The organism is Vibrio spartinae, from assembly GCF_024347135.1.
Lineage (GTDB): Bacteria > Pseudomonadota > Gammaproteobacteria > Enterobacterales > Vibrionaceae > Vibrio > Vibrio spartinae.
Map to the genome: position 1 here is coordinate 2,314,790 of NZ_AP024907.1, position 21,687 is coordinate 2,336,476.

A 21,687-nucleotide genomic window follows, 5' to 3' on the forward strand; every position below is an offset into this window, starting at 1 on the left:
CATAACCGGAGGCATCAAAGCTGTAGCTACCATCCGCATTGAAGGTCAAACCAGGGACAGATGATTCAGTGCTAAACGTTAAATTGGCGTTATCCGGTAAGTCGACATCGCTCGCCGTGAGACTGCCACTAATGATCGCATCTTCGGTCACCGCACCCGTGGCGGCTTGTGCCTCCGGTGCATCATTGGTACCCACGACCGTAATGGTCAGTGTCGTGGTATCCGTCGCACCCTGATCATCGGTGACGGTGATTGGCACTTCAATCACCTGTTTTTCACCCGCAGCCAACGCATCATAGCTAGACGCATCAAAGCTATAACTGCCATCCGCATTGAGCGTCAGACCGGTAACATTCGATTCGGTGCTAAACACCAAATTTTGACCATCAGGTAAATCCACATCGGTCGCCGTGAGGCTGCCGGTAATAGAGGCATCTTCGGCCACAATTCCCACCGCGGCCTGCGCCTCCGGTGCATCATTGGTCCCGGTCACCGTAATCGTCAGTGTCGTGGTATCGGTCGCGCCACGATCATCTGTCACGGTGATTGGCACTTCTATCACCTGTTTTTCACCCGCAGCCAACGCATCATAACCGGAGGCATCAAAGCTGTAGCTACCATCGGCATTGAAGGTCAAACCAGGGACAGATGATTCAGTGCTAAACGTTAAATTGGCGTTATCCGGTAAGTCGACATCGCTCGCCGTGAGACTGCCACTAATGATCGCATCTTCGGTCACCGCACCCGTGGCGGCTTGTGCCTCCGGTGCATCATTGGTACCCACGACCGTAATGGTCAGTGTCGTGGTATCCGTCGCACCCTGATCATCGGTGACGATGATTGGCACTTCTATCACCTGTTTTTCACCCGCAGCCAACGCATCATAGCCGGAGGCATCAAAGCTATAACTGCCATCCGCATTGAGCGTCAGACCGGTAACATTCGACTCGGTGCTAAACACCAGATTTTGACCATCTGGTAAATCGACATCGGTGGCGGTGAGACTGCCGGTAATAGAGGCGTCTTCGGCCACAATTCCCACCGCGGCTTGTGCCTCCGGTGCATCATTGGTGCCGGTCACCGTAATGGTCAGTGTCGTCGTATCCGTCGCACCCCGATCATCGGTCACGGTGATTGGCACTTCTATCACCTGTTTTTCACCCGCAGCCAACGCATCATAGCCGGAGGCATCAAAGCTATAACTGCCATCCGCATTGAGCGTCAGACCGGTAACATTCGACTCGGTGCTAAACACCAGATTTTGACCATCTGGTAAATCGACATCGGTCGCCGTGAGGCTGCCGCTAATCGTGGCATCTTCAGTCACCGAGTTCGTCGCGGCTTGTGCCACCGGGGCATCGTTAGTACCGGTGATCTCAATTTGAATTTGCTGTGTGGTGCCGTCGCTCGCAGTCAGGGTAATAGTATCGGTGGCCTGCTCCCCATCCGCCAGTGATTGGGCTTTACTTTGATCTAAGGTGTAGGTCCATTTGCCATCGGTCAGTGTCAGACTGCCGTAAGCTCCACTGACCGTGGTATCAGCAAACACTGGCGTATCACCGGCATCTGCATCGGTGATCGCGATGGTGCCATTCACCTGTGCTACATCACCGATATCCCCTTCGGTCACCTGACCTGTCAAGGTCCCGGTCACCACCGGTGCATCATCAGTACCGGTTACCGTAATAGTCAGTGTGGTGGTACTGCTCGCATTGTGATCATCGGTCACGGTGATCGGCACTTCTATCACTTGGGTTTCACCTGCCGACAGTTGGTCATAGCCGGACGCATCAAAGCTATAAGAGCCATCCGCATTGAAAGTCAGACCGGGCACCGTTGAGTCCGTGCTATACGTCAGACTGGCGTTATCCGGTAAATCGACATCGCTCGCCGTGAGACTGCCAGTAATAGAGGCGTCTTCAGTCACCGCGTTCGTCGCGGCTTGTGCCACCGGGGCATCGTTAGTGCCGGTGATCTCAATTTGAATTTGCTGTGTGGTGCCGTCGCTCGCAGTCAGGGTGATGGTATCGGTGACCTGCTCCCCATCCGCCAGTGACTGGGCTTTACTTTGATCTAAGGTGTAGGTCCATTTGCCATCGGCCAGTGTCAGACTGCCGTAAGCTCCACTGACCGTGGTATCAGCAAACACTGGTGTATCACTGGCATCTGCATCGGTGATCGCGATGGTGCCATTCACCTGTGCTACATCACCGATATCCCCTTCGGTCACCTGACCAGTCAAGGTCCCGGTCACCACCGGGGCATCATCCGTACCGGTTACCGTAATGGTCAGTGTCGTGGTATCCGTCGCACCCTGATCATCGGTGACGATGATTGGCACTTCAATCACCTGTTGTTCACCCGCAGCCAACGCATCATAACCGGAGGCATCAAAGCTGTAGCTACCATCGGCATTGAAAGTCAGACCGGGCACCGTTGAGTCCGTGCTATATGTCAGACTGGCGTTATCCGGTAAATCGACATCGCTCGCGGTGAGACTGCCGCTAATCGTGGCATCTTCAGTCACCGCACCCGTGGCGGCTTGTGCCACCGGCGCATCGTTAGTGCCGGTGATCTCAATTTGAATTTGCTGTGTGGTGCCGTCGCTCGCAGTCAGGGTGATGGTATCGGTGACCTGCTCCCCATCCGCCAGTGACTGGGCTTTACTTTGATCTAAGGTGTAGGTCCATTTGCCATCGGCCAGTGTCAGACTGCCGTAAGCTCCACTGACCGTGGTATCAGCAAACACTGGTGTATCACTGGCATCTGCATCGGTGATCGCGATAGTGCCACTCACCTGTGCTACATCACCGATATCCCCTTCGGTCACCTGACCTGTCAAGGTCCCGGTCACCACCGGGGCATCATCCGTACCGGTTACCGTAATGGTCAGTGTCGTCGTATCGGTCGCACCCTGATCATCGGTGACGATGATTGGCACTTCAATCACCTGTTGTTCACCCGCAGCCAACGCATCATAACCGGACGCATCAAAACTGTAGCTACCGTCAGCATTGAGTGTCAGCCCGGGGACGGTTGAGTCCGTGCTATACGTCAGACTGGCGTTATCCGGTAAATCGACATCGCTCGCGGTGAGACTGCCAGTAATAGAGGCGTCTTCAGTCACCGCGTTCGTCGCGGCTTGTGCCACCGGGGCATCGTTAGTGCCGGTGATCTCAATTTGAATTTGCTGTGTGGTGCCGTCGCTCGCAGTCAGGGTGATGGTATCGGTGACCTGCTCCCCATCCGCCAGTGACTGGGCTTTGCTTTGATCTAAGGTATAGGTCCACTTCCCATCGGCCAGTGTCAGACTGCCGTAAGCTCCACTGACCGTGGTATCAGCAAACACTGGTGTATCACCGGCATCCGCATCGGTGATCGCGATGGTGCCACTCACCTGTGCTACATCACCGACATCCCCTTCGGTCACCTGACCTGTCAAGGTCCCGGTCACCACCGGGGCATCATCCGTACCGGTTACCGTAATCGTCAGTGTCGTCGTATCCGTCGCGCCACGATCATCGGTCACGGTGATTGGCACTTCTATCACCTGTTTTTCACCCGCAGCCAACGCATCATAACCGGAGGCATCAAAGCTATAACTGCCATCCGCATTGAGCGTCAGACCGGTAACATTCGATTCGGTGCTAAACACCAAATTTTGACCATCAGGTAAGTCCACATCGGTGGCGGTGAGACTGCCGGTAATAGAGGCGTCTTCGGCCACAATTCCCACCGCGGCCTGCGCCTCCGGTGCATCATTGGTCCCGGTCACCGTAATCGTCAGTGTCGTGGTATCGGTCGCGCCACGATCATCGGTCACGGTGATTGGCACTTCTATCACCTGTTGTTCACCCGCAGCCAACGCATCATAACCGGAGGCATCAAAGCTGTAGCTACCATCGGCATTGAAGGACAAACCAGGGACAGATGATTCAGTGCTAAACGTTAAATTGGCGTTATCCGGTAAGTCGACATCGCTCGCCGTGAGACTGCCACTAATGATCGCATCTTCGGTCACCGCACCCGTGGCGGCTTGTGCCTCCGGTGCATCATTGGTACCCACGACCGTAATGGTCAGTGTCGTTGTATCCGTCGCACCCTGATCATCGGTCACGGTGATTGGCACTTCAATCACCTGTTGTTCACCCGCAGCCAACGCATCATAGCTAGACGCATCAAAGCTATAACTGCCATCCGCATTGAGCGTCAGACCGGTAACATTCGACTCGGTGCTAAACACCAAATTTTGACCATCTGGTAAATCCACATCGGTCGCCGTGAGGCTGCCGGTAATAGAGGCGTCTTCGGCCACAATTCCCACTGCGGCTTGTGCCTCCGGTGCATCATTGGTCCCGGTTACCGTAATCGTCAGTGTCGTGGTATCCGTCGCACCCCGATCATCGGTGACGGTGATTGGTACTTCTATCACCTGTTGTTCACCCGCCGCCAACGCATCATAACCGGAGGCATCAAAGCTGTAGCTACCATCGGCATTGAAGGTCAAACCAGGGACAGATGATTCAGTGCTAAACGTTAAATTGACGTTATCCGGTAAGTCGACATCGCTCGCCGTGAGGCTGCCGCTAATCGTGGCATCTTCAGTCACCGTACCCGTGGCGGCTTGTGCCTCCGGTGCATCATTGGTACCCACGACCGTAATGGTCAGTGTCGTGGTATCCGTCGCACCCTGATCATCGGTCACGGTGATTGGCACTTCAATCACCTGTTTTTCACCCGCAGCCAACGCATCATAACCGGAAGCATCAAAGCTATAACTGCCATCCGCATTGAGCGTCAGACCGGTAACATTCGATTCGGTGCTAAACACCAAATTTTGACCATCAGGTAAATCCACATCGGTCGCCGTGAGGCTGCCGGTAATAGAGGCGTCTTCGGCCACAATTCCCACTGCGGCTTGTGCCTCCGGTGCATCATTGGTCCCGGTTACCGTAATGGTCAGTGTCGTCGTATCGGTCGCGCCACGATCATCGGTCACGGTGATTGGCACTTCAATTACCTGTTTTTCACCCGCAGCCAACGCACCATAGCCGGACGCATCAAAACTGTAGCTACCATCGGCGTTTAAGGTTAAACCAGAGACAGATGATTCAGTGCTAAACGTTAAATTGGCGTTATCGGGCAAGTCCACATCGCTCGCCGTGAGACTGCCACTAATGATCGCATCTTCGGTCACCGCACCCGTGGCGGCTTGTGCCTCCGGTGCATCATTGGTACCCACGACCGTAATGGTCAGTGTCGTGGTATCCGTCGCACCCTGATCATCGGTCACGGTGATGGGCACTTCAATTACCTGTTTTTCACCCGCAGCCAACGCATCATAACCGGACGCATCAAAGCTGTAGCTACCGTCCGCATTGAGTGTCAGCCCGGGGACGGTTGAGTCCGTGCTATACGTCAGACTGGCGTTATCCGGTAAATCGACATCGGTCGCGGTGAGACTGCCAGTAATAGAGGCGTCTTCGGTCACCGCGTTCGTCGCGGCTTGTGCCACCGGGGCATCGTTAGTACCGGTGATCTCAATTTGAATTTGCTGTGTGGTGCCGTCACTTGCCGTCACAGTGATGGTATCGGTGACCTGCTCCCCATCCGCCAGTGATTGGGCTTTACTTTGATCTAAGGTGTAGGTCCATTTGCCATCGGCCAGTGTCAGACTGCCGTAAGCTCCACTGACCGTGGTATCAGCAAACACTGGTGTATCACCGGCATCTGCATCGGTGATCGCGATGGTGCCACTCACCTGTGCTACATCACCGACATCCCCTTCGGTCACCTGACCAGTCAAGGTCCCGGTCACCACCGGGGCATCATCCGTACCGGTTACCGTAATGGTCAGTGTCGTCGTATCGGTCGCCCCACGATCATCGGTCACGGTGATCGGCACTTCAATCACCTGTTGTTCACCCGCAGCCAACGCATCATAACCGGAGGCATCAAAACTATACGTGCCATCGGCATTGAAAGTCAGACCGGGCACCGTTGAGTCCGTGCTATACGTCAGACTGGCGTTATCCGGTAAGTCCACATCGCTCGCGGTGAGACTGCCAGTAATAGAGGCGTCTTCAGTCACCGCGTTCGTCGCGGCTTGTGCCACTGGGGCATCGTTAGTACCGGTGATCTCAATTTGAATTTGCTGTGTGGTGCCGTCGCTCGCAGTCAGGGTGATGGTATCGGTGACCTGCTCCCCATCCGCCAGTGACTGCGCTTTACTTTGATCTAAGGTGTAGGTCCATTTGCCATCGGCCAGTGTCAGACTGCCGTAAGCTCCACTGACCGTGGTATCAGCAAACACTGGTGTATCACCGGCATCTGCATCGGTGATCGCGATAGTGCCACTCACCTGTGCTACATCACCGATATCCCCTTCGGTCACCTGACCTGTCAAGGTCCCGGTCACCACTGGGGCATCATCCGTACCGGTCACCGTAATGGTCAGTGTCGTCGTATCCGTCGCGCCACGATCATCGGTCACGGTGATCGGCACTTCAATTACCTGTTTTTCACCCGCAGCCAACGCATCATAACCGGACGCATCAAAGCTGTAGCTACCGTCAGCATTGAGTGTCAGCCCGGGGACGGTTGAGTCCGTGCTATACGTCAGACTGGCGTTATCCGGTAAATCGACATCGCTCGCTGTCAAACTGCCGCTAATCGTGGCATCTTCAGTCACCGAGTTCGTCGCTGCCTGTGCCACCGGGGCATCGTTAGTGCCGGTTACTGTAATCGTCAGCGTGGTGGTATCGGTTGCACCGCGCTCATCGAGCACCGTCACCGGGACTTCAATCACTTGCGTCTCGCCTTCCGACAATTGGTCATAGCTGGACGCATCAAAACTGTAGCTGCCGTCTGGATTTAGGGTCAGACCGGGGACGCTTGAATCGGTGATAAACACCAGATTTTGACCGTCGGGTAAATCGACATCGGTCGCTGTCAAACTGCCGCTAATCGTAGCATCTTCAGTCACCGAGTTCGTCGCTGCCTGTGCCACCGGCGCATCATTAGTACCAGTTACTGTAATCGTCAGCGTGGTGGTATCGGTCGCACCGCGCTCATCGAGCACCGTCACCGGGACTTCAATCACTTGCGTCTCGCCTGCCGACAATTGGTCATAGCTGGACGCATCAAAACTGTAGCTGCCATCTGGATTTAGGGTCAGACCGGGGACGCTTGAATCGGTGATAAACACCAGATTTTGACCGTCGGGTAAATCGACATCGGTCGCTGTCAAACTGCCGCTAATCGTGGCATCTTCAGTCACCGAGTTCGTCGCTGCCTGTGCCACCGGGGCATCGTTAGTGCCGGTGATCTCAATTTGAATTTGCTGTGTGGTGCCGTCGCTCGCAGTCAGGGTGATGGTATCGGTGACCTGCTCCCCATCCGCCAGTGACTGGGCTTTACTTTGATCTAGGGTGTAGGTCCATTTGCCATCGGCCAGTGTCAGACTGCCGTAAGCTCCACTGACCGTGGTATCAGCAAACACTAGTGTATCACTGGCATCTGCATCGGTGATCGCGATGGTGCCACTCACCTGTGCTACATCACCGACATCCCCTTCGGTCACCTGACCAGTCAAGGTCCCAGTCACCACCGGGGCATCATCCGTACCGGTTACCGTAATGGTCAGTGTCGTGGTATCCGTCGCACCCTGATCATCGGTGACGATGATTGGCACTTCAATCACCTGTTGTTCACCCGCAGCCAACGCATCATAACCGGAGGCATCAAAGCTGTAGCTACCATCGGCATTGAAGGTCAGACCGGGCACCGTTGAGTCCGTGCTATACGTCAGACTGGCGTTATCCGGTAAATCGACATCGCTCGCGGTGAGACTGCCAGTAATAGAGGCGTCTTCAGTCACCGCGTTCGTCGCGGCTTGTGCCACCGGCGCATCGTTAGTACCGGTGATCTCAATTTGAATTTGCTGTGTGGTGCCGTCGCTCGCAGTCAGGGTAATAGTATCGGTGACCTGCTCCCCATCCGCCAGTGACTGGGCTTTACTTTGATCTAAGGTATAGGTCCATTTGCCATCGGCCAGTGTCAGACTGCCGTAAGCTCCACTGACCGTGGTATCAGCAAACACTGGTGTATCACCGGCATCTGCATCGGTGATCGCGATAGTGCCACTCACCTGTGCTACATCACCGACATCCCCTTCGGTCACCTGACCTGTCAAGGTCCCGGTCACCACCGGGGCATCATCCGTACCGGTTACCGTAATGGTCAGTGTCGTGGTATCGGTCGCGCCACGATCATCGGTCACAGTGATCGGCACTTCAATCACCTGTTGTTCACCCGCAGCCAACGCATCATAACCGGACGCATCAAAACTGTAGCTACCGTCCGCATTGAGTGTCAGCCCGGGGACGGTTGAGTCCGTGCTATACGTCAGACTGGCGTTATCCGGTAAATCGACATCGCTCGCTGTCAAACTGCCGCTAATCGTGGCATCTTCAGTCACCGCGTTCGTCGCGGCTTGTGCCACCGGGGCATCGTTAGTACCGGTGATTTCAATTTGAATTTGCTGTGTGGTCCCGTCGCTCGCAGTCAGGGTGATGGTATCGGTGACCAGCTCCCCATCCGCCAGTGACTGGGCTTTACTTTGATCTAAGGTATAGGTCCACTTCCCATCGGCCAGTGTCAGACTGCCGTAAGCTCCACTGACCGTGGTATCAGCAAACACTGGTGTATCACCGGCATCTGCATCGGTGATCGCGATGGTGCCACTCACCTGTGCTACATCACCGACATCCCCTTCGGTCACCTGACCAGTCAAGGTCCCGGTCACCACCGGGGCATCATCCGTACCGGTTACCGTAATGGTCAGTGTCGTCGTATCGGTCGCCCCACGATCATCGGTCACGGTGATCGGCACTTCAATCACCTGTTGTTCACCCGCAGCCAACGCATCATAACCGGAGGCATCAAAACTATACGTGCCATCGGCATTGAAAGTCAGACCGGGCACCGTTGAGTCCGTGCTATACGTCAGACTGGCGTTATCCGGTAAGTCCACATCGCTCGCGGTGAGACTGCCAGTAATAGAGGCGTCTTCAGTCACCGCGTTCGTCGCGGCTTGTGCCACTGGGGCATCGTTAGTACCGGTGATCTCAATTTGAATTTGCTGTGTGGTGCCGTCGCTCGCAGTCAGGGTGATGGTATCGGTGACCTGCTCCCCATCCGCCAGTGACTGCGCTTTACTTTGATCTAAGGTGTAGGTCCATTTGCCATCGGCCAGTGTCAGACTGCCGTAAGCTCCACTGACCGTGGTATCAGCAAACACTGGTGTATCACCGGCATCTGCATCGGTGATCGCGATAGTGCCACTCACCTGTGCTACATCACCGATATCCCCTTCGGTCACCTGACCTGTCAAGGTCCCGGTCACCACTGGGGCATCATCCGTACCGGTCACCGTAATGGTCAGTGTCGTCGTATCCGTCGCGCCACGATCATCGGTCACAGTGATCGGCACTTCAATTACCTGTTGTTCACCCGCAGCCAACGCATCATAACCGGAGGCATCAAAACTATACGTGCCATCGGCATTGAAGGTCAGACCAGGCACCGTTGAGTCCGTGCTATACGTCAGACTGGCGTTATCCGGTAAATCGACATCGCTCGCGGTGAGGCTGCCGCTAATCGTGGCATCTTCAGTCACCGCACCCGTGGCGGCTTGTGCCACCGGCGCATCGTTAGTGCCGGTGATCTCAATTTGAATTTGCTGTGTGGTGCCGTCGCTCGCAGTCAGGGTGATGGTATCGGTGACCTGCTCCCCATCCGCCAGTGACTGCGCTTTACTTTGATCTAAGGTGTAGGTCCATTTGCCATCGGCCAGTGTCAGACTGCCGTAAGCTCCACTGACCGTGGTATCAGCAAACACTGGTGTATCACCGGCATCGGCATCGGTGATCGCGATGGTGCCACTCACCTGTGCTACATCACCGACATCCCCTTCGGTCACCTGACCAGTCAAGGTCCCGGTCACCACCGGGGCATCATCCGTACCGGTTACCGTAATAGTCAGTGTCGTCGTATCGGTCGCCCCACGATCATCGGTCACGGTGATCGGCACTTCTATCACTTGGGTTTCACCTGCCGACAATTGGTCATAACCGGACGCATCAAAACTATACGTGCCATCCGCATTGAAGGTCAGACCGGGCACCATTGAGTCCGTGCTATACGTCAGACTGGCGTTATCCGGTAAATCGACATCGCTCGCCGTGAGACTGCCGCTAATCGTGGCATCTTCAGTCACCGCGTTCGTCGCTGCTTGTGCCACCGGCGCATCGTTAGTGCCGGTGATCTCAATTTGAATTTGCTGTGTGGTGCCGTCACTTGCCGTCACAGTGATGGTATCGGTGACCTGCTCCCCATCCGCCAGTGATTGGGCTTTACTTTGATCTAAGGTGTAGGTCCATTTGCCATCGGCCAGTGTCAGACTGCCGTAAGCTCCACTGACCGTGGTATCAGCAAACACTGGTGTATCACCGGCATCTGCATCGGTGATCGCGATGGTGCCACTCACCTGTGCTACATCACCGACATCCCCTTCGGTCACCTGACCAGTCAAGGTCCCGGTCACCACCGGGGCATCATCCGTACCGGTTACCGTAATGGTCAGTGTCGTCGTATCGGTCGCGCCACGATCATCGGTCACGGTGATTGGTACTTCAATCACCTGTTGTTCACCCGCAGCCAACGCATCATAACCGGAGGCATCAAAGCTGTAGCTACCATCGGCATTGAAAGTCAGACCGGGCACCGTTGAGTCCGTGCTATATGTCAGACTGGCGTTATCCGGTAAATCGACATCGCTCGCGGTGAGACTGCCGCTAATCGTGGCATCTTCAGTCACCGCGTTCGTCGCAGCTTGTGCCACCGGGGCATCGTTAGTACCGGTGATTTCAATTTGAATTTGCTGTGTGGTCCCGTCGCTCGCAGTCAGGGTGATGGTATCGGTGGCCAGCTCCCCATCCGCCAGTGATTGGGTTTTACTTTGATCTAAGGTATAGGTCCACTTCCCATCGGCCAGTGTCAGACTGCCGTAAGCTCCACTGACCGTGGTATCAGCAAACACTGGTGTATCACCGGCATCTGCATCGGTGATCGCGATGGTGCCATTCACCTGTGCTACATCACCGATATCCCCTTCGGTCACCTGACCTGTCAAGGTCCCGGTCACCACCGGGGCATCATCCGTACCGGTTACCGTAATGGTCAGTGTTGTGGTATCGGTCGCCCCACGATCATCGGTCACGGTGATCGGCACTTCTATCACTTGGGTTTCACCTGCCGACAGTTGGTCATAGCCGGACGCATCAAAGCTATAAGAGCCATCCGCATTGAAAGTCAGACCGGGCACCGTTGAGTCCGTGCTATACGTCAGACTGGCGTTATCCGGTAAATCGACATCGGTCGCTGTCAAACTGCCGCTAATCGTGGCATCTTCAGTCACCGAGTTCGTCGCGGCTTGTGCCACCGGGGCATCGTTAGTGCCGGTTACTGTAATCGTCAGCGTGGTGGTATCGGTTGCACCGCGCTCATCGAGCACCGTCACCGGGACTTCAATCACTTGCGTCTCGCCTTCCGACAATTGGTCATAGCTGGACGCATCAAAACTGTAGCTGCCGTCTGGATTTAGGGTCAGACCGGGGACGCTTGAATCGGTGATAAACACCAGATTTTGACCGTCGGGTAAATCGACATCGGTCGCGGTGAGACTGCCGCTAATCGTGGCATCTTCGGTTACAGTCCCCGTTGCGGCTTGTGCCACGGGGGCATCGTTGGTGCCGGTGACTGTAATCGTCAGCGTGGTGGTATCGGTTGCACCGCGCTCATCGAGCACCGTCACCGGGACTTCAATCACTTGCGTCTCGCCTGCCGACAATTGGTCATAGCTGGACGCATCAAAACTGTAGCTGCCGTCTGGATTTAGGGTCAGACCGGGGACGCTTGAATCGGTGATAAACACCAGATTTTGACCGTCGGGTAAATCGACATCGGTCGCTGTCAAACTGCCGCTAATCGTAGCATCTTCAGTCACCGAGTTCGTCGCTGCCTGTGCCACCGGCGCATCATTAGTACCGGTGACTGTAATCGTCAACGTGGTGGTATCGGTTGCACCGCGCTCATCGAGCACCGTCACCGGAACTTCAATCACTTGCGTCTCGCCTTCCGACAATTGGTCATAGCTGGACGCATCAAAACTGTAGCTGCCGTCTGGATTTAGGGTCAGACCGGGGACGCTTGAATCGGTGATAAACACCAGACTTTGACCATCGGGTAAATCCACATCGCTCGCGGTGAGACTGCCGCTAATCGTGGCATCTTCGGTTACAGTCCCCGTTGCGGCTTGTGCCACGGGGGCATCGTTGGTGCCGGTGACTGTAATCGTTAGTGTGGTGGTATCGGTCGCACCGCGCTCATCGAGCACTGTCACCGGAACTTCAATCACTTGCGTCTCGCCTTCCGACAATTGGTCATAGCTGGACGCATCAAAACTGTAGCTGCCATCTGGATTTAGAGTCAGACCGGGGACGCTTGAATTGGTGATAAACACCAGATTTTGACCGTCGGGTAAATCGACATCGGTGGCCGTTACACTGCCGGTAATGGTGGTATCTTCGGTCACTGCCCCTGTTGCGGCTTGTGCTACGGGAGCGTTGTTGGTGTCAACAGTATCCCCGCCAGTGGTATCTCCTGTGGATATGCTAGATGCTGGCGCGGACGATAATGTATTGAAAACATCAAGAAGGGCTATGCCTTGCGTAGTTGATAGCGACAAGCTTGAGAAACGATAAAGGCCCTGCGTGCTAAAGTCGGTTTGTGCAATAAGTTCGTCATTAATCGCTTCAACCGTCGCACTTGTTGACAAACTTGAGCCAGAAACACTGCCGGCAGCCGGAGCAAACGTGCCACCTAATTGTGTCGGGTCATCCCCTTGCTCGATCGATGTAAGTAATTGATTAACATCATTCGTGATATCAACTTTATCACCATTCGGTGCAACAACCTTAGCATTAAGCGCCGTATATTCATCATGATTTAAAAAGTTTCCGCCTTCTAAAACAACCACGCCTGGCGGGATAATTTCTCCAGGTTTGATGGTAATGACGTTTCCATCCTGATCGATGATAATAACTTGATCTTTTGCTACATCAGGTAGAGAAATCTTTGACTCAAACCTCATAAACGGTGCCTCTAAATCATATGCATATCAATGGTGTACTAATCAACATAACGTATAACAGTCGTTTCTCAATCGATACACCTGACAGTCACTGTATTGCGTACATTTCTTGTACTATATATCATACAACAGTTCAAAACCACATTCGTGGCACGAGTCACGTTATTAGATGGGTGTTTTTACAATAATAGCTCTGCTTTCTCATAACACTACTTTTTTTGAAAACTTAAGACAATAATAGCTTTTAAATCTGATAAAAAGCTTGAAAAAGGTTATATATTTGTCTTTTCATGTATTAATGTCAGTGATATTCACGAATACAGTATGGAAAGTTAGACATTACCATAACTATATTCTCATTAATGAGATTGATTTTTGCGTAGGCTGAGTACTCTCAGACGATATCTTGTATATCTAGTGCAATTAGTCTAATAGGAGTAATTCTTTGAAAACATTCCTACTCAACGTTGTTGTGTTTTTTGCTGTAATCATGAATGGTAATGTTCTCGCGCAATCACTTGAGCAAGCGGTTTCTGTTACTCTGGCGACAAACCCAGAATTGGAAAGTTCATTCAATCAGTATCAAAGCAAGTTACAGAATTCGAAAGCATCTCAGGGAGCTTACCTACCTAAAGTAGATTTAGATGCAGGGGTCGGATATGAAGGGATCGAACCTGCAGCGGCAAATGCCAAAGAAGATACAGATTTAACAAGAAAAGAAGTCAGTATATCTTTGACTCAATTGATTTGGGATGGCTCTTCAACCCTCAATGATATGGGGAGAACCTCAGCCGAAGCAGAAGCGAGTCGGTATCAATTATTAGCTGATGCGGCAGATAAAGCGCTGGACGTGACAAAATTATATCTGGATGCAGAGAAAGCGAGTGATATATTAAAACTATCTGAAGCGAATTTACAAATACATAAGAAAATATACCGGGATATTAAGCGCAGAACAGAGTCAGGACTGGGGTCCACAGCAGATGTAACCCAAGTTGAAGCTCGTGTTGCAAAAGCTGAAGCCAATCTGTTGGCTGCGCAAAACAACCTCTTTGAAACCCATTCAAAATTCAAAGAAACAGTTGGAGAAGAACCATTTGATCTGACTTTTCCCCAAGCCAATCAAGAACAAATTCCTCATAGTATTCAGGATGCGAAAGCTCAGGCATTTAAATCGCACCCGATTTTGAAAGTGACACAACAAAATATTGCTGCGGCCCGTTACCAATATAAGCAGAATCAATCACCGTATTATCCGAGTATTTCTTTACAAGCGAATCATAGTATCAGAGATGATGCAGCGGGTTATCTCGGGAGTAGTACTGAAACAACGGCAATGATACGAATGCATTATAATCTCTATAATGGTGGAACAGACCGCGCGAATGAAATGAGTGCGGCCTATGCATTGAATAGAGCAAAAGATTTGCGGGAGAAATCATACCGAGAAGTATTAGGAGGGCTTGAATTAGCTTGGCAAGCACTTGACTTTTCAAGTCAAAGACGCACTTTCCTCGCCGATCTCGTTGATTCTGTTTCAAAAACAGTCATTGCATATGAAAAACAATATCAAATCGGTCAAAGAACATTGCTTGATTTATTGAATAGTGAAAATGAGCTCTTTGAAGCACGTAAAGACTATCTTGAGGCAAAATACACTCAAGCATACGCACAATATCGTGTCATGAATGCTGTGGGAAACTTACTCGATAGTCTGAAAGTTACTGTCCCACAAGAATGGTCTGCCCAATCAGGTGATTAAAATGAAACTCCGTTACTTGCTATTTTTAGTCTCATTACCGGTTTGGTCAAAGAATCTCGCTGACCAAAGTCAGGATGAATATAATTACATTGCTCCCCCCACCGTTGTACAAACTTTTGATCTTGCAGACTCAGATCATGACGGTGTTATTAATGCGCGGGATTTATGTCCGAAAACACCCAAAAATGCCAACATAGATAATGATGGCTGTGAAACTTATCACCGGAGTAAAACCCAACGGCAGCTCCGGATTTTATTTGAGAATGATTCCAGCAATATTAATTCAATCTTTCATGTACAGATTAAGCAGATGGCACGTTTTTTAGCGAACTACCCTGAAACGTCAATCGAGCTTAGAGGCTATGCCAGCTTTAGTGGAGAGACTCAATACAACCAAGCATTATCTAAGCAACGAGCAAACCGTGTAAAAGCTCGGTTGATAAAAGAGGGCGTCTCTGCGGACAGAATCAGAATTGTGGGATTTGGCGAGTCCAACCCTGAAGCAACGGGTGAAGATCAGGTGAGTGATGCCAAAAATCGACGTGTCTCTGCAACGGTTGTTGGCTATAAAGGTGATGTTGAGAAAAGATGGACTATTTTTTCCACACTCCCACCCAATCGGCACACCTACTAATTGACCCTGCACCGATAACCACTACTGGTCCTTGTTATGAGTCACTCACATACGATTGATAAGGATGAGGTACCACTTTTCGGTCTGGGATGATACTCTTCGCTGATTATATTTATTGGGCTGAGCCCATCGCAACAGATGGTTCAGCCTGACTTTTTTGCATCAAATAGTTTTGAGATGACCCCATGTATCTATCTAAGTTAACACCAGCCGTATTCACACATTTATATCATGATATCGTTGAATTTCGTCGTACCTTTGATCTCCCTGTCAGTCAACCAGAGAGTCTTGACGAAGATGCAGATACGCTCCATACATCACTGGCAATTGAAGAGCTCACTGAACTTGCTGAAGCTCAAGATAAAGTTGAACAGGCTGATGCAATTGTTGATACCGTTTACGTTCTGATGGGACGTCTGGTACATCTTGGACATGATACGCCAGCGCATCATCCGGGTATCAGCTATCTGATTGATCTATTGCTGAATGTCGCAACTCAACGCAACATCGATTTCATTCCTTGCTGGGATGAAGTCCACAGTTCAAATATGAGTAAGGTCTGTCGTAACCAAACGGAATATGATGAAACGGCATCATTTTATGCGAAACAAGGCATCAAATTATCTCCGGTCATAAAAGGTGATTATATTATTGCCAAATGTGCGGAAGATTTTGTCAGTGCGGAAAAAACGATTCGTCAGGGAAAAGTCCTTAAATCGGTCTATTATCGTCCGGCAGACCTGACAAAGCTGACTTAATAGCATAAAAAAAAGGCCACTTTGTGGAGCAAGGTGGCCAAGGAGACTATAAAAAGCCTAACAAGAACGAGAATGTATCAATTATATTAATGCGATTTGTATGCCAACTTTTTATTTATCAATAAACAATTGATTTATATATAAATATTTTAGACCATCCCAAAATAGCATTCATTCTCCCCACATCCCTGCTCTAGCATTGTGCTTGATGCACCAAAACTATTCATATATGACTCATACACGACGACTAATCGAAAAGTAGATATGATTTTCCTTGAATTTCTACTGACTGAACTGTTGTTTGGAAGACTGCTGCAACATGTTCAGGCGTCAGAACGGATCGTGTCTCTCCCCACTGTTGCAAGATACCTTGATTTAATAATAGGGTTTTGTCGGCATATCGAAGTGTTCGATTCAAATCATGGTTCGCCATAATAACTGTCAGTCCCATACTGTTGATGTCTTGTAATAATTCATACAGCATGTGCTCCTGCCCCACATCGAGTGCAGCGGCCGGTTCATCTAAAATCATCAGGCGGGCATCAGGATTCAGTGTCGGCCATACCTGTAAACAACTGCCAGCCAACCTGACACGTTGCCACTCTCCTCCGGAGATCTGGTGAATAGAACGGTGTAATTTATCCTGCAAATTTAATCGTCGGATCAATAACTCAATGACTTCGGATGACTGATCGATAGTGACAGATAAAAATGACGGAATGGAGAGCGCAAGATATTGGCAGACATCGATCGCAAAAGCCGGACGTTCCTGTTGCGACAAATAGGATCGGAGCCGGGCTAATTCCGGTAAGGAAAGATGCGTCAGATCAATCTCCCCAAGCTGTACACTGCCTTGATGAGAGATCATGCCAGCCAAAGCAGCCAGTAATGTGCTTTTGCCACTACCATTTGGGCCGACAATATGGATTAATTCACCTTGAGCACCATCAAACCCCAAAGGAAGCAGGCGCGTACCGACACAGAGATTTTTAACGTGAATCATGATTTTTCAATAACATCCACACAAATACGGGTGCACCGATCGTGGTCGTCACAACCCCCAAAGGCAATTCAGCGGCATCAAGTGCCGTCCGGGAAATTAAATCAGCAAAGACGAGCAACAGTGCTCCTGTAATCGCTGAAAGCGGTAAAAGATAACGATTCTCGGTCCCGAAAGCCAAACGTAACAAGTGCGGTACCACCAGTCCGACAAAGCCGATAATTCCACCTAAAGCGACAGATGCACCGACCAATACCGCCACAGCAACAACCAACTGCCAGCGAATCCGATGAACATCAATTCCCAACTGCTTGGCGTGTACCTCCCCCATCATCAATCGATCCAATACACGCCCTTGCCCTATCAGCCACATCAAGACGGGTAAGATCAACAATGACAGTAAATGGTAAGACCAATCGATACCGCCAATACTCCCCATCAACCAGTACATCAATTGTCTCAAACTCAAATCAGAGCTGAAGTAAAACGCCCAAGTGACGACCGAACGGGCCAGAATACCCATTGCCACACCGACCAGCAATAGTCGAATGGTTGTCAATTGCATACTTCGGGCTATCCCGACCAAGATCGCCGTAAAAACCATGGCACCGACAATGGCACCGAACATAAAAACCAACGGTGTGGCCGCAAACGGGAAGAAAAACAGAATGACCACCATCGCTACACTTGCACCACCGGAAACACCGATAATCCCCGGTTCAGCCAGAACATTTCCCAATAACACCTGTAAAGTTGCCCCAGATACGGCCAAGCATGCACCAATCACCATTGCAGCAAGTAATCGGGGTAAACGTAGTTCCAAAATCAATTGTTGCTCAAACCCTGTCATCTCGCGCCACGGTGCAATAAAAACCTCTCCGGCAAAAACATAAACGGCACTAGAAACCAATAGCAGCACACTCATCGCGATCATTACACGATACCAGCGCTTCCTTTTTTCAAAAAGAAGTTGCGTAAAATTCATGGAATATCAAATCAGAGAAAACAGATGGGCTCACCTTAACGTTTCACCCGAGAAATAGAAAGAGGTCATGCCCATGATTGCTCCTATCCGGCAGACCTCTGCTTTGAAATATATCGGAGGACGACAAATACTGTCATATCACAAATAACAATTAGTCATAAACCAATTGATTCTGCTCATACCTCACCGTCACCGGACAGACCATCAATAAAGCAGGTTCACCAATCTGAACATGTTTATCAGGAAAGAGAATCGCCTCTCCTTCATTTTTTGCCATCAACGGCTTTTCACCGTCATGACCGAACACTTCTCCGTGCATGAAAGCGGTAAAATTTTCGACATCATCTGAAAAAATAAAATCAAAATCTTCATTGAGCCGAACAATCGTCCGGCTGACCCGATAAAATTTTATTTTCCTTGGCAGGTGCTCGTTCACTTCTCGGCCACACAAATCCCGGAGCGTAATGTCAAATGCATTAAAGCCCTCTAATGGACTTTGCCCTAACCGAGATGATTGACCCAGTTCAATCGCCAAAGAACGAGCGGAATAACAATCTGCGGTATACCAGCTGAAAGAGCTAGAAGGTGCATTGGCTAAAACCAGTGCGTCAAGGTGGGCTAATTCAGCAAAATGGATCAGCTCTTTTGGCCGGACAGGATGTCGTACCTTGGGACTAATTGCGAATGAATGATAGAGGGAGGAATTCAATGTACTATGTAAGTCAAAATGCCAGCGTTGCTCACTGGGTGTGTTTTCCCAGAATGATTTGAGGAGAATTTTCAGATTATCAGCGATCACCAGCTCTTGTGAAGACTCTCTCGGTTTGTCATCAAATAAACGTTCCAGATTCTCCTCAAAAAACTGCGTATGATGTTTGAGGGCTTCTAAATGAGCAATGATAAACAGACAATGCTCCCGAACAGGCTGGAATCCGCTGTCAATATCAGAAACAATCCGATTAACGAGTTCAACCGGCCCGGCATCTTTACCGTGAATCGCACACGAGACGACGATATGCTGTGTCCGCTCATCCATTTGTGGTGGAATCACTTCCAGAATTCCCGGGCTATGTAGTTTTAACAACACCCCATCATCCGTTGTATATTCACTCGATAAAAGAGCACTATCACTATATAGACTATCAATCAGAAATGATTGACGAAAAAGTGAATTGCTCATGTGTTACTCCTTCAACCGATAGAACAGCAATATTAAGGCCTGACTAACCACAGTACCCAGTGATTCGACAAAGCGCAATTTTATCATTAAGTTGCAGAAAAGCATCGTGTGATTATTCACAATGTGACACCAATGCTTTTTACATCGCATCAGACGATGACTATCTATTGTTCAGGCATCGTCCTATCCACATGACACCAGTCGAGCTTGCGTATTTAAGAAACCATTAAAACGGAATCATTATCGCTGCAAATATCAGATAAATCGTCAATTCTGTGATCTGCTGAACACCGCCCAGACAATCACCAGTAAAGCCACCGATACGACGGAGTAGCCACTGTTTTAAAGCAAATCGTAATAAGCAACTGACACATCCGATGACCAACAATATAGATAAATCCAATCCAATACACGGAATTACACCGAAAAATAGTAAGATTCCTAACTCCCGGGCGGTCTGACGACTGGCCAACGGTTTACTTTTACTGGTCTGAGTATCCGATACATAAGGCATGTCATAAATAAGAGAAGCAGCAACGGCTCGGCTCAGTCCATAACCGACCAACAGAATCTGCAGCATAGAGACATGCATTGCCAGAGAAGAGAGCACGCTATATTTCACAAGTAAGGCTATGATTAACGCCGCAGCACCATAGGTACCAATTCGGCTGTCTTTCATAATGACCAGACGCCGTTCCGTGGTCATGCCACCGCCGATGCCATCAGCCATATCGGTCAAACCATCTTCATGGAACGCACCTGTCAACAGAAGGCTGCCCCCCATCATCAGTAGAATGCTCAAGTGTTCCGGCAGTACCAGTGCACAGAGACTGTAAATGCCATAGCAAATCAGTCCGAGCAGCAAGCCAACCAACGAAAAATAGCGACCGGACTGATTCATCCGTTCAGTCGAATAAGGCACGGATGCCGGCACAGGAATCCGAGAAAAAAAGCTCAATGACAACAGAAACAGTTCAACCTGATACCTGACCCGACTTAACATGTCACCTCAACACCGGCTTCTGCAAAACTAGCCATAGTATTATAAAATTCAGCTGCAGCACGAACGAGCGGCACAGCAAGAACAGCACCAGTCCCCTCACCCAAGCGCAAATCAAGATCCAACAACGGATTAGCATCTAATATTGCCAACGCGCGTTGATGCCCCGACTCTTGTGAGTGATGCGCAAAAATCATGAATTCCCGACACGTGGGTTGCAGCTGCGTGGCAACCAAAGCCGCCACCGTGACAATAAAACCATCAACCAGAACGGGGATCTGTTGCTCTGCGGCTGCTAAAAAAGCGCCGACGATCTGAACGATTTCAAAACCACCGACTTCAGCCAGGACCGCTTTTGGTGCGAGTCCTTTTGCCCGGTGGGCACCAGCGGCAACCAACGCTACTTTGTTCCGATACTGTTGCGGTGAAATGCCCGTTCCCAGACCAACACAAGATTCAACGTCACCATCAGATAATGCTGCCAAAATTGCCGCGGCACTACTGGTATTGCCGATCCCCATTTCACCGAACATAACTAAGTTAGAACCGTTCTGAATGGTGTCTAATACCACTTGTCGTCCCAGAGTGATCCCTTGCTCAACCTGTGCCATCGTCATCGCGGGTTCTTTTGCCAAGTTACCCGTCCGTTCCCCGAGACGTTGGACAATCAGTTGCTCCGATTCTGATTCAACCGGGAGCAAAATACCCGTATCAATGACCTTGAGCGCAACCTGATTGGCCCGACAAAAGCAGTTCACCCCCGCGCCTCCGGCAAGAAAATTGAGGACCATCTGCTGTGTGACGGCGCTCGGTGCAATGCTCACCCCTTCATCCGCAATACCGTGATCACCAGCAAAAACCAGAACAGTCGGTTGATTGATACAGATGTGTGCAACTGGCTGAGCCAATCCCTGGCTCTGGATCAAGGCTAATTGATGTGCCACAGCCTCTAATTTACCTAAAGCACCGAGCGGTTTGGTTTTCTGGTCAATCCGGTTTTGAATCGCATCACTCAGACTTGTATCCAACATTTCTCATCCTTTTATCGCACTCAATAGCAGCGAATTTACATCATACCTCAATGCGCCCCAGTCTAACCGGAATCAATGGTTTCGGCTATGTTACTGTTTTGATGGACAGAAGATGTGACGAAGG

General features: G+C 50.6%; 9 protein-coding genes (1 of these 9 running past the window's edge). 3 read left to right on the forward strand and 6 right to left on the reverse strand.

The features are described from left to right. Window positions 1-13,213: the start of a VCBS domain-containing protein gene (locus OCU60_RS10125; RefSeq protein WP_261854721.1), read on the reverse strand. Its footprint begins 15,644 nt before the window's first position; 13,213 of the gene's 28,857 nt are visible here — the first part of the coding sequence; it begins with the start codon at window positions 13,211-13,213; its stop codon lies off the left edge, out of view. A gap of 490 nt (window positions 13,214-13,703) precedes the next feature. Between OCU60_RS10125 and OCU60_RS10130 the strand changes: the two genes are divergently transcribed. The 3 genes from OCU60_RS10130 (at window position 13,704) to OCU60_RS10140 (ending at window position 16,367) form a co-directional block, all read left to right on the forward strand. Beyond that, window positions 13,704-14,975: a TolC family outer membrane protein gene (locus OCU60_RS10130; protein ID WP_074373539.1), complete on the forward strand. Its 1,272-nt coding sequence runs from the start codon at window positions 13,704-13,706 to the stop codon at window positions 14,973-14,975. A 1-nt stretch (window position 14,976) separates the two neighbouring features. Beyond that, window positions 14,977-15,609, forward strand: a complete 633-nt coding sequence (locus tag OCU60_RS10135) for an OmpA family protein (RefSeq protein WP_074373503.1) — start codon at window positions 14,977-14,979, stop codon at window positions 15,607-15,609. Window positions 15,610-15,794: 185 nt separating this feature from the next. Continuing rightward, window positions 15,795-16,367, forward strand: coding sequence for a nucleoside triphosphate pyrophosphohydrolase family protein (locus OCU60_RS10140; protein ID WP_074373502.1), 573 nt, complete (start codon window positions 15,795-15,797; stop codon window positions 16,365-16,367). Between the two features lie 247 nt (window positions 16,368-16,614). Here the strand turns inward: OCU60_RS10140 and btuD are convergent, their stop codons facing one another. The 5 genes from btuD to cobT all read right to left on the reverse strand — a co-directional run bounded on the left by btuD (window position 16,615) and on the right by cobT (window position 21,563). Beyond that, window positions 16,615-17,370 (reverse strand): vitamin B12 ABC transporter ATP-binding protein BtuD, encoded by a 756-nt coding sequence (btuD, locus tag OCU60_RS10145; RefSeq protein ID WP_074373501.1) that lies wholly within the window; start codon window positions 17,368-17,370, stop codon window positions 16,615-16,617. After that, on the reverse strand, window positions 17,357-18,352 hold the full coding sequence (gene btuC, locus OCU60_RS10150; RefSeq protein WP_074373500.1) for a vitamin B12 ABC transporter permease BtuC: 996 nt from the start codon (window positions 18,350-18,352) through the stop codon (window positions 17,357-17,359). The genes btuD and btuC overlap by 14 nt, the downstream gene beginning before the upstream one ends. A gap of 151 nt (window positions 18,353-18,503) precedes the next feature. Next, the gene (locus OCU60_RS10155) at window positions 18,504-19,532 is read right to left on the reverse strand and encodes a succinylglutamate desuccinylase (RefSeq protein ID WP_074373499.1); all 1,029 of its coding nucleotides are present in this window, start codon (window positions 19,530-19,532) and stop codon (window positions 18,504-18,506) included. Between the two features lie 226 nt (window positions 19,533-19,758). Beyond that, window positions 19,759-20,535 carry an adenosylcobinamide-GDP ribazoletransferase gene (locus OCU60_RS10160; RefSeq protein ID WP_074373498.1) on the reverse strand — a complete coding sequence of 259 codons (777 nt, stop codon included), beginning with the start codon at window positions 20,533-20,535 and terminating at the stop codon, window positions 19,759-19,761. Further along, window positions 20,529-21,563, reverse strand: a complete 1,035-nt coding sequence (cobT, locus tag OCU60_RS10165; RefSeq protein ID WP_074373497.1) for a nicotinate-nucleotide--dimethylbenzimidazole phosphoribosyltransferase — start codon at window positions 21,561-21,563, stop codon at window positions 20,529-20,531. Before cobT ends, OCU60_RS10160 begins: the two co-directional genes overlap by 7 nt. Window positions 21,564-21,687: the final 124 nt, after the last annotated feature.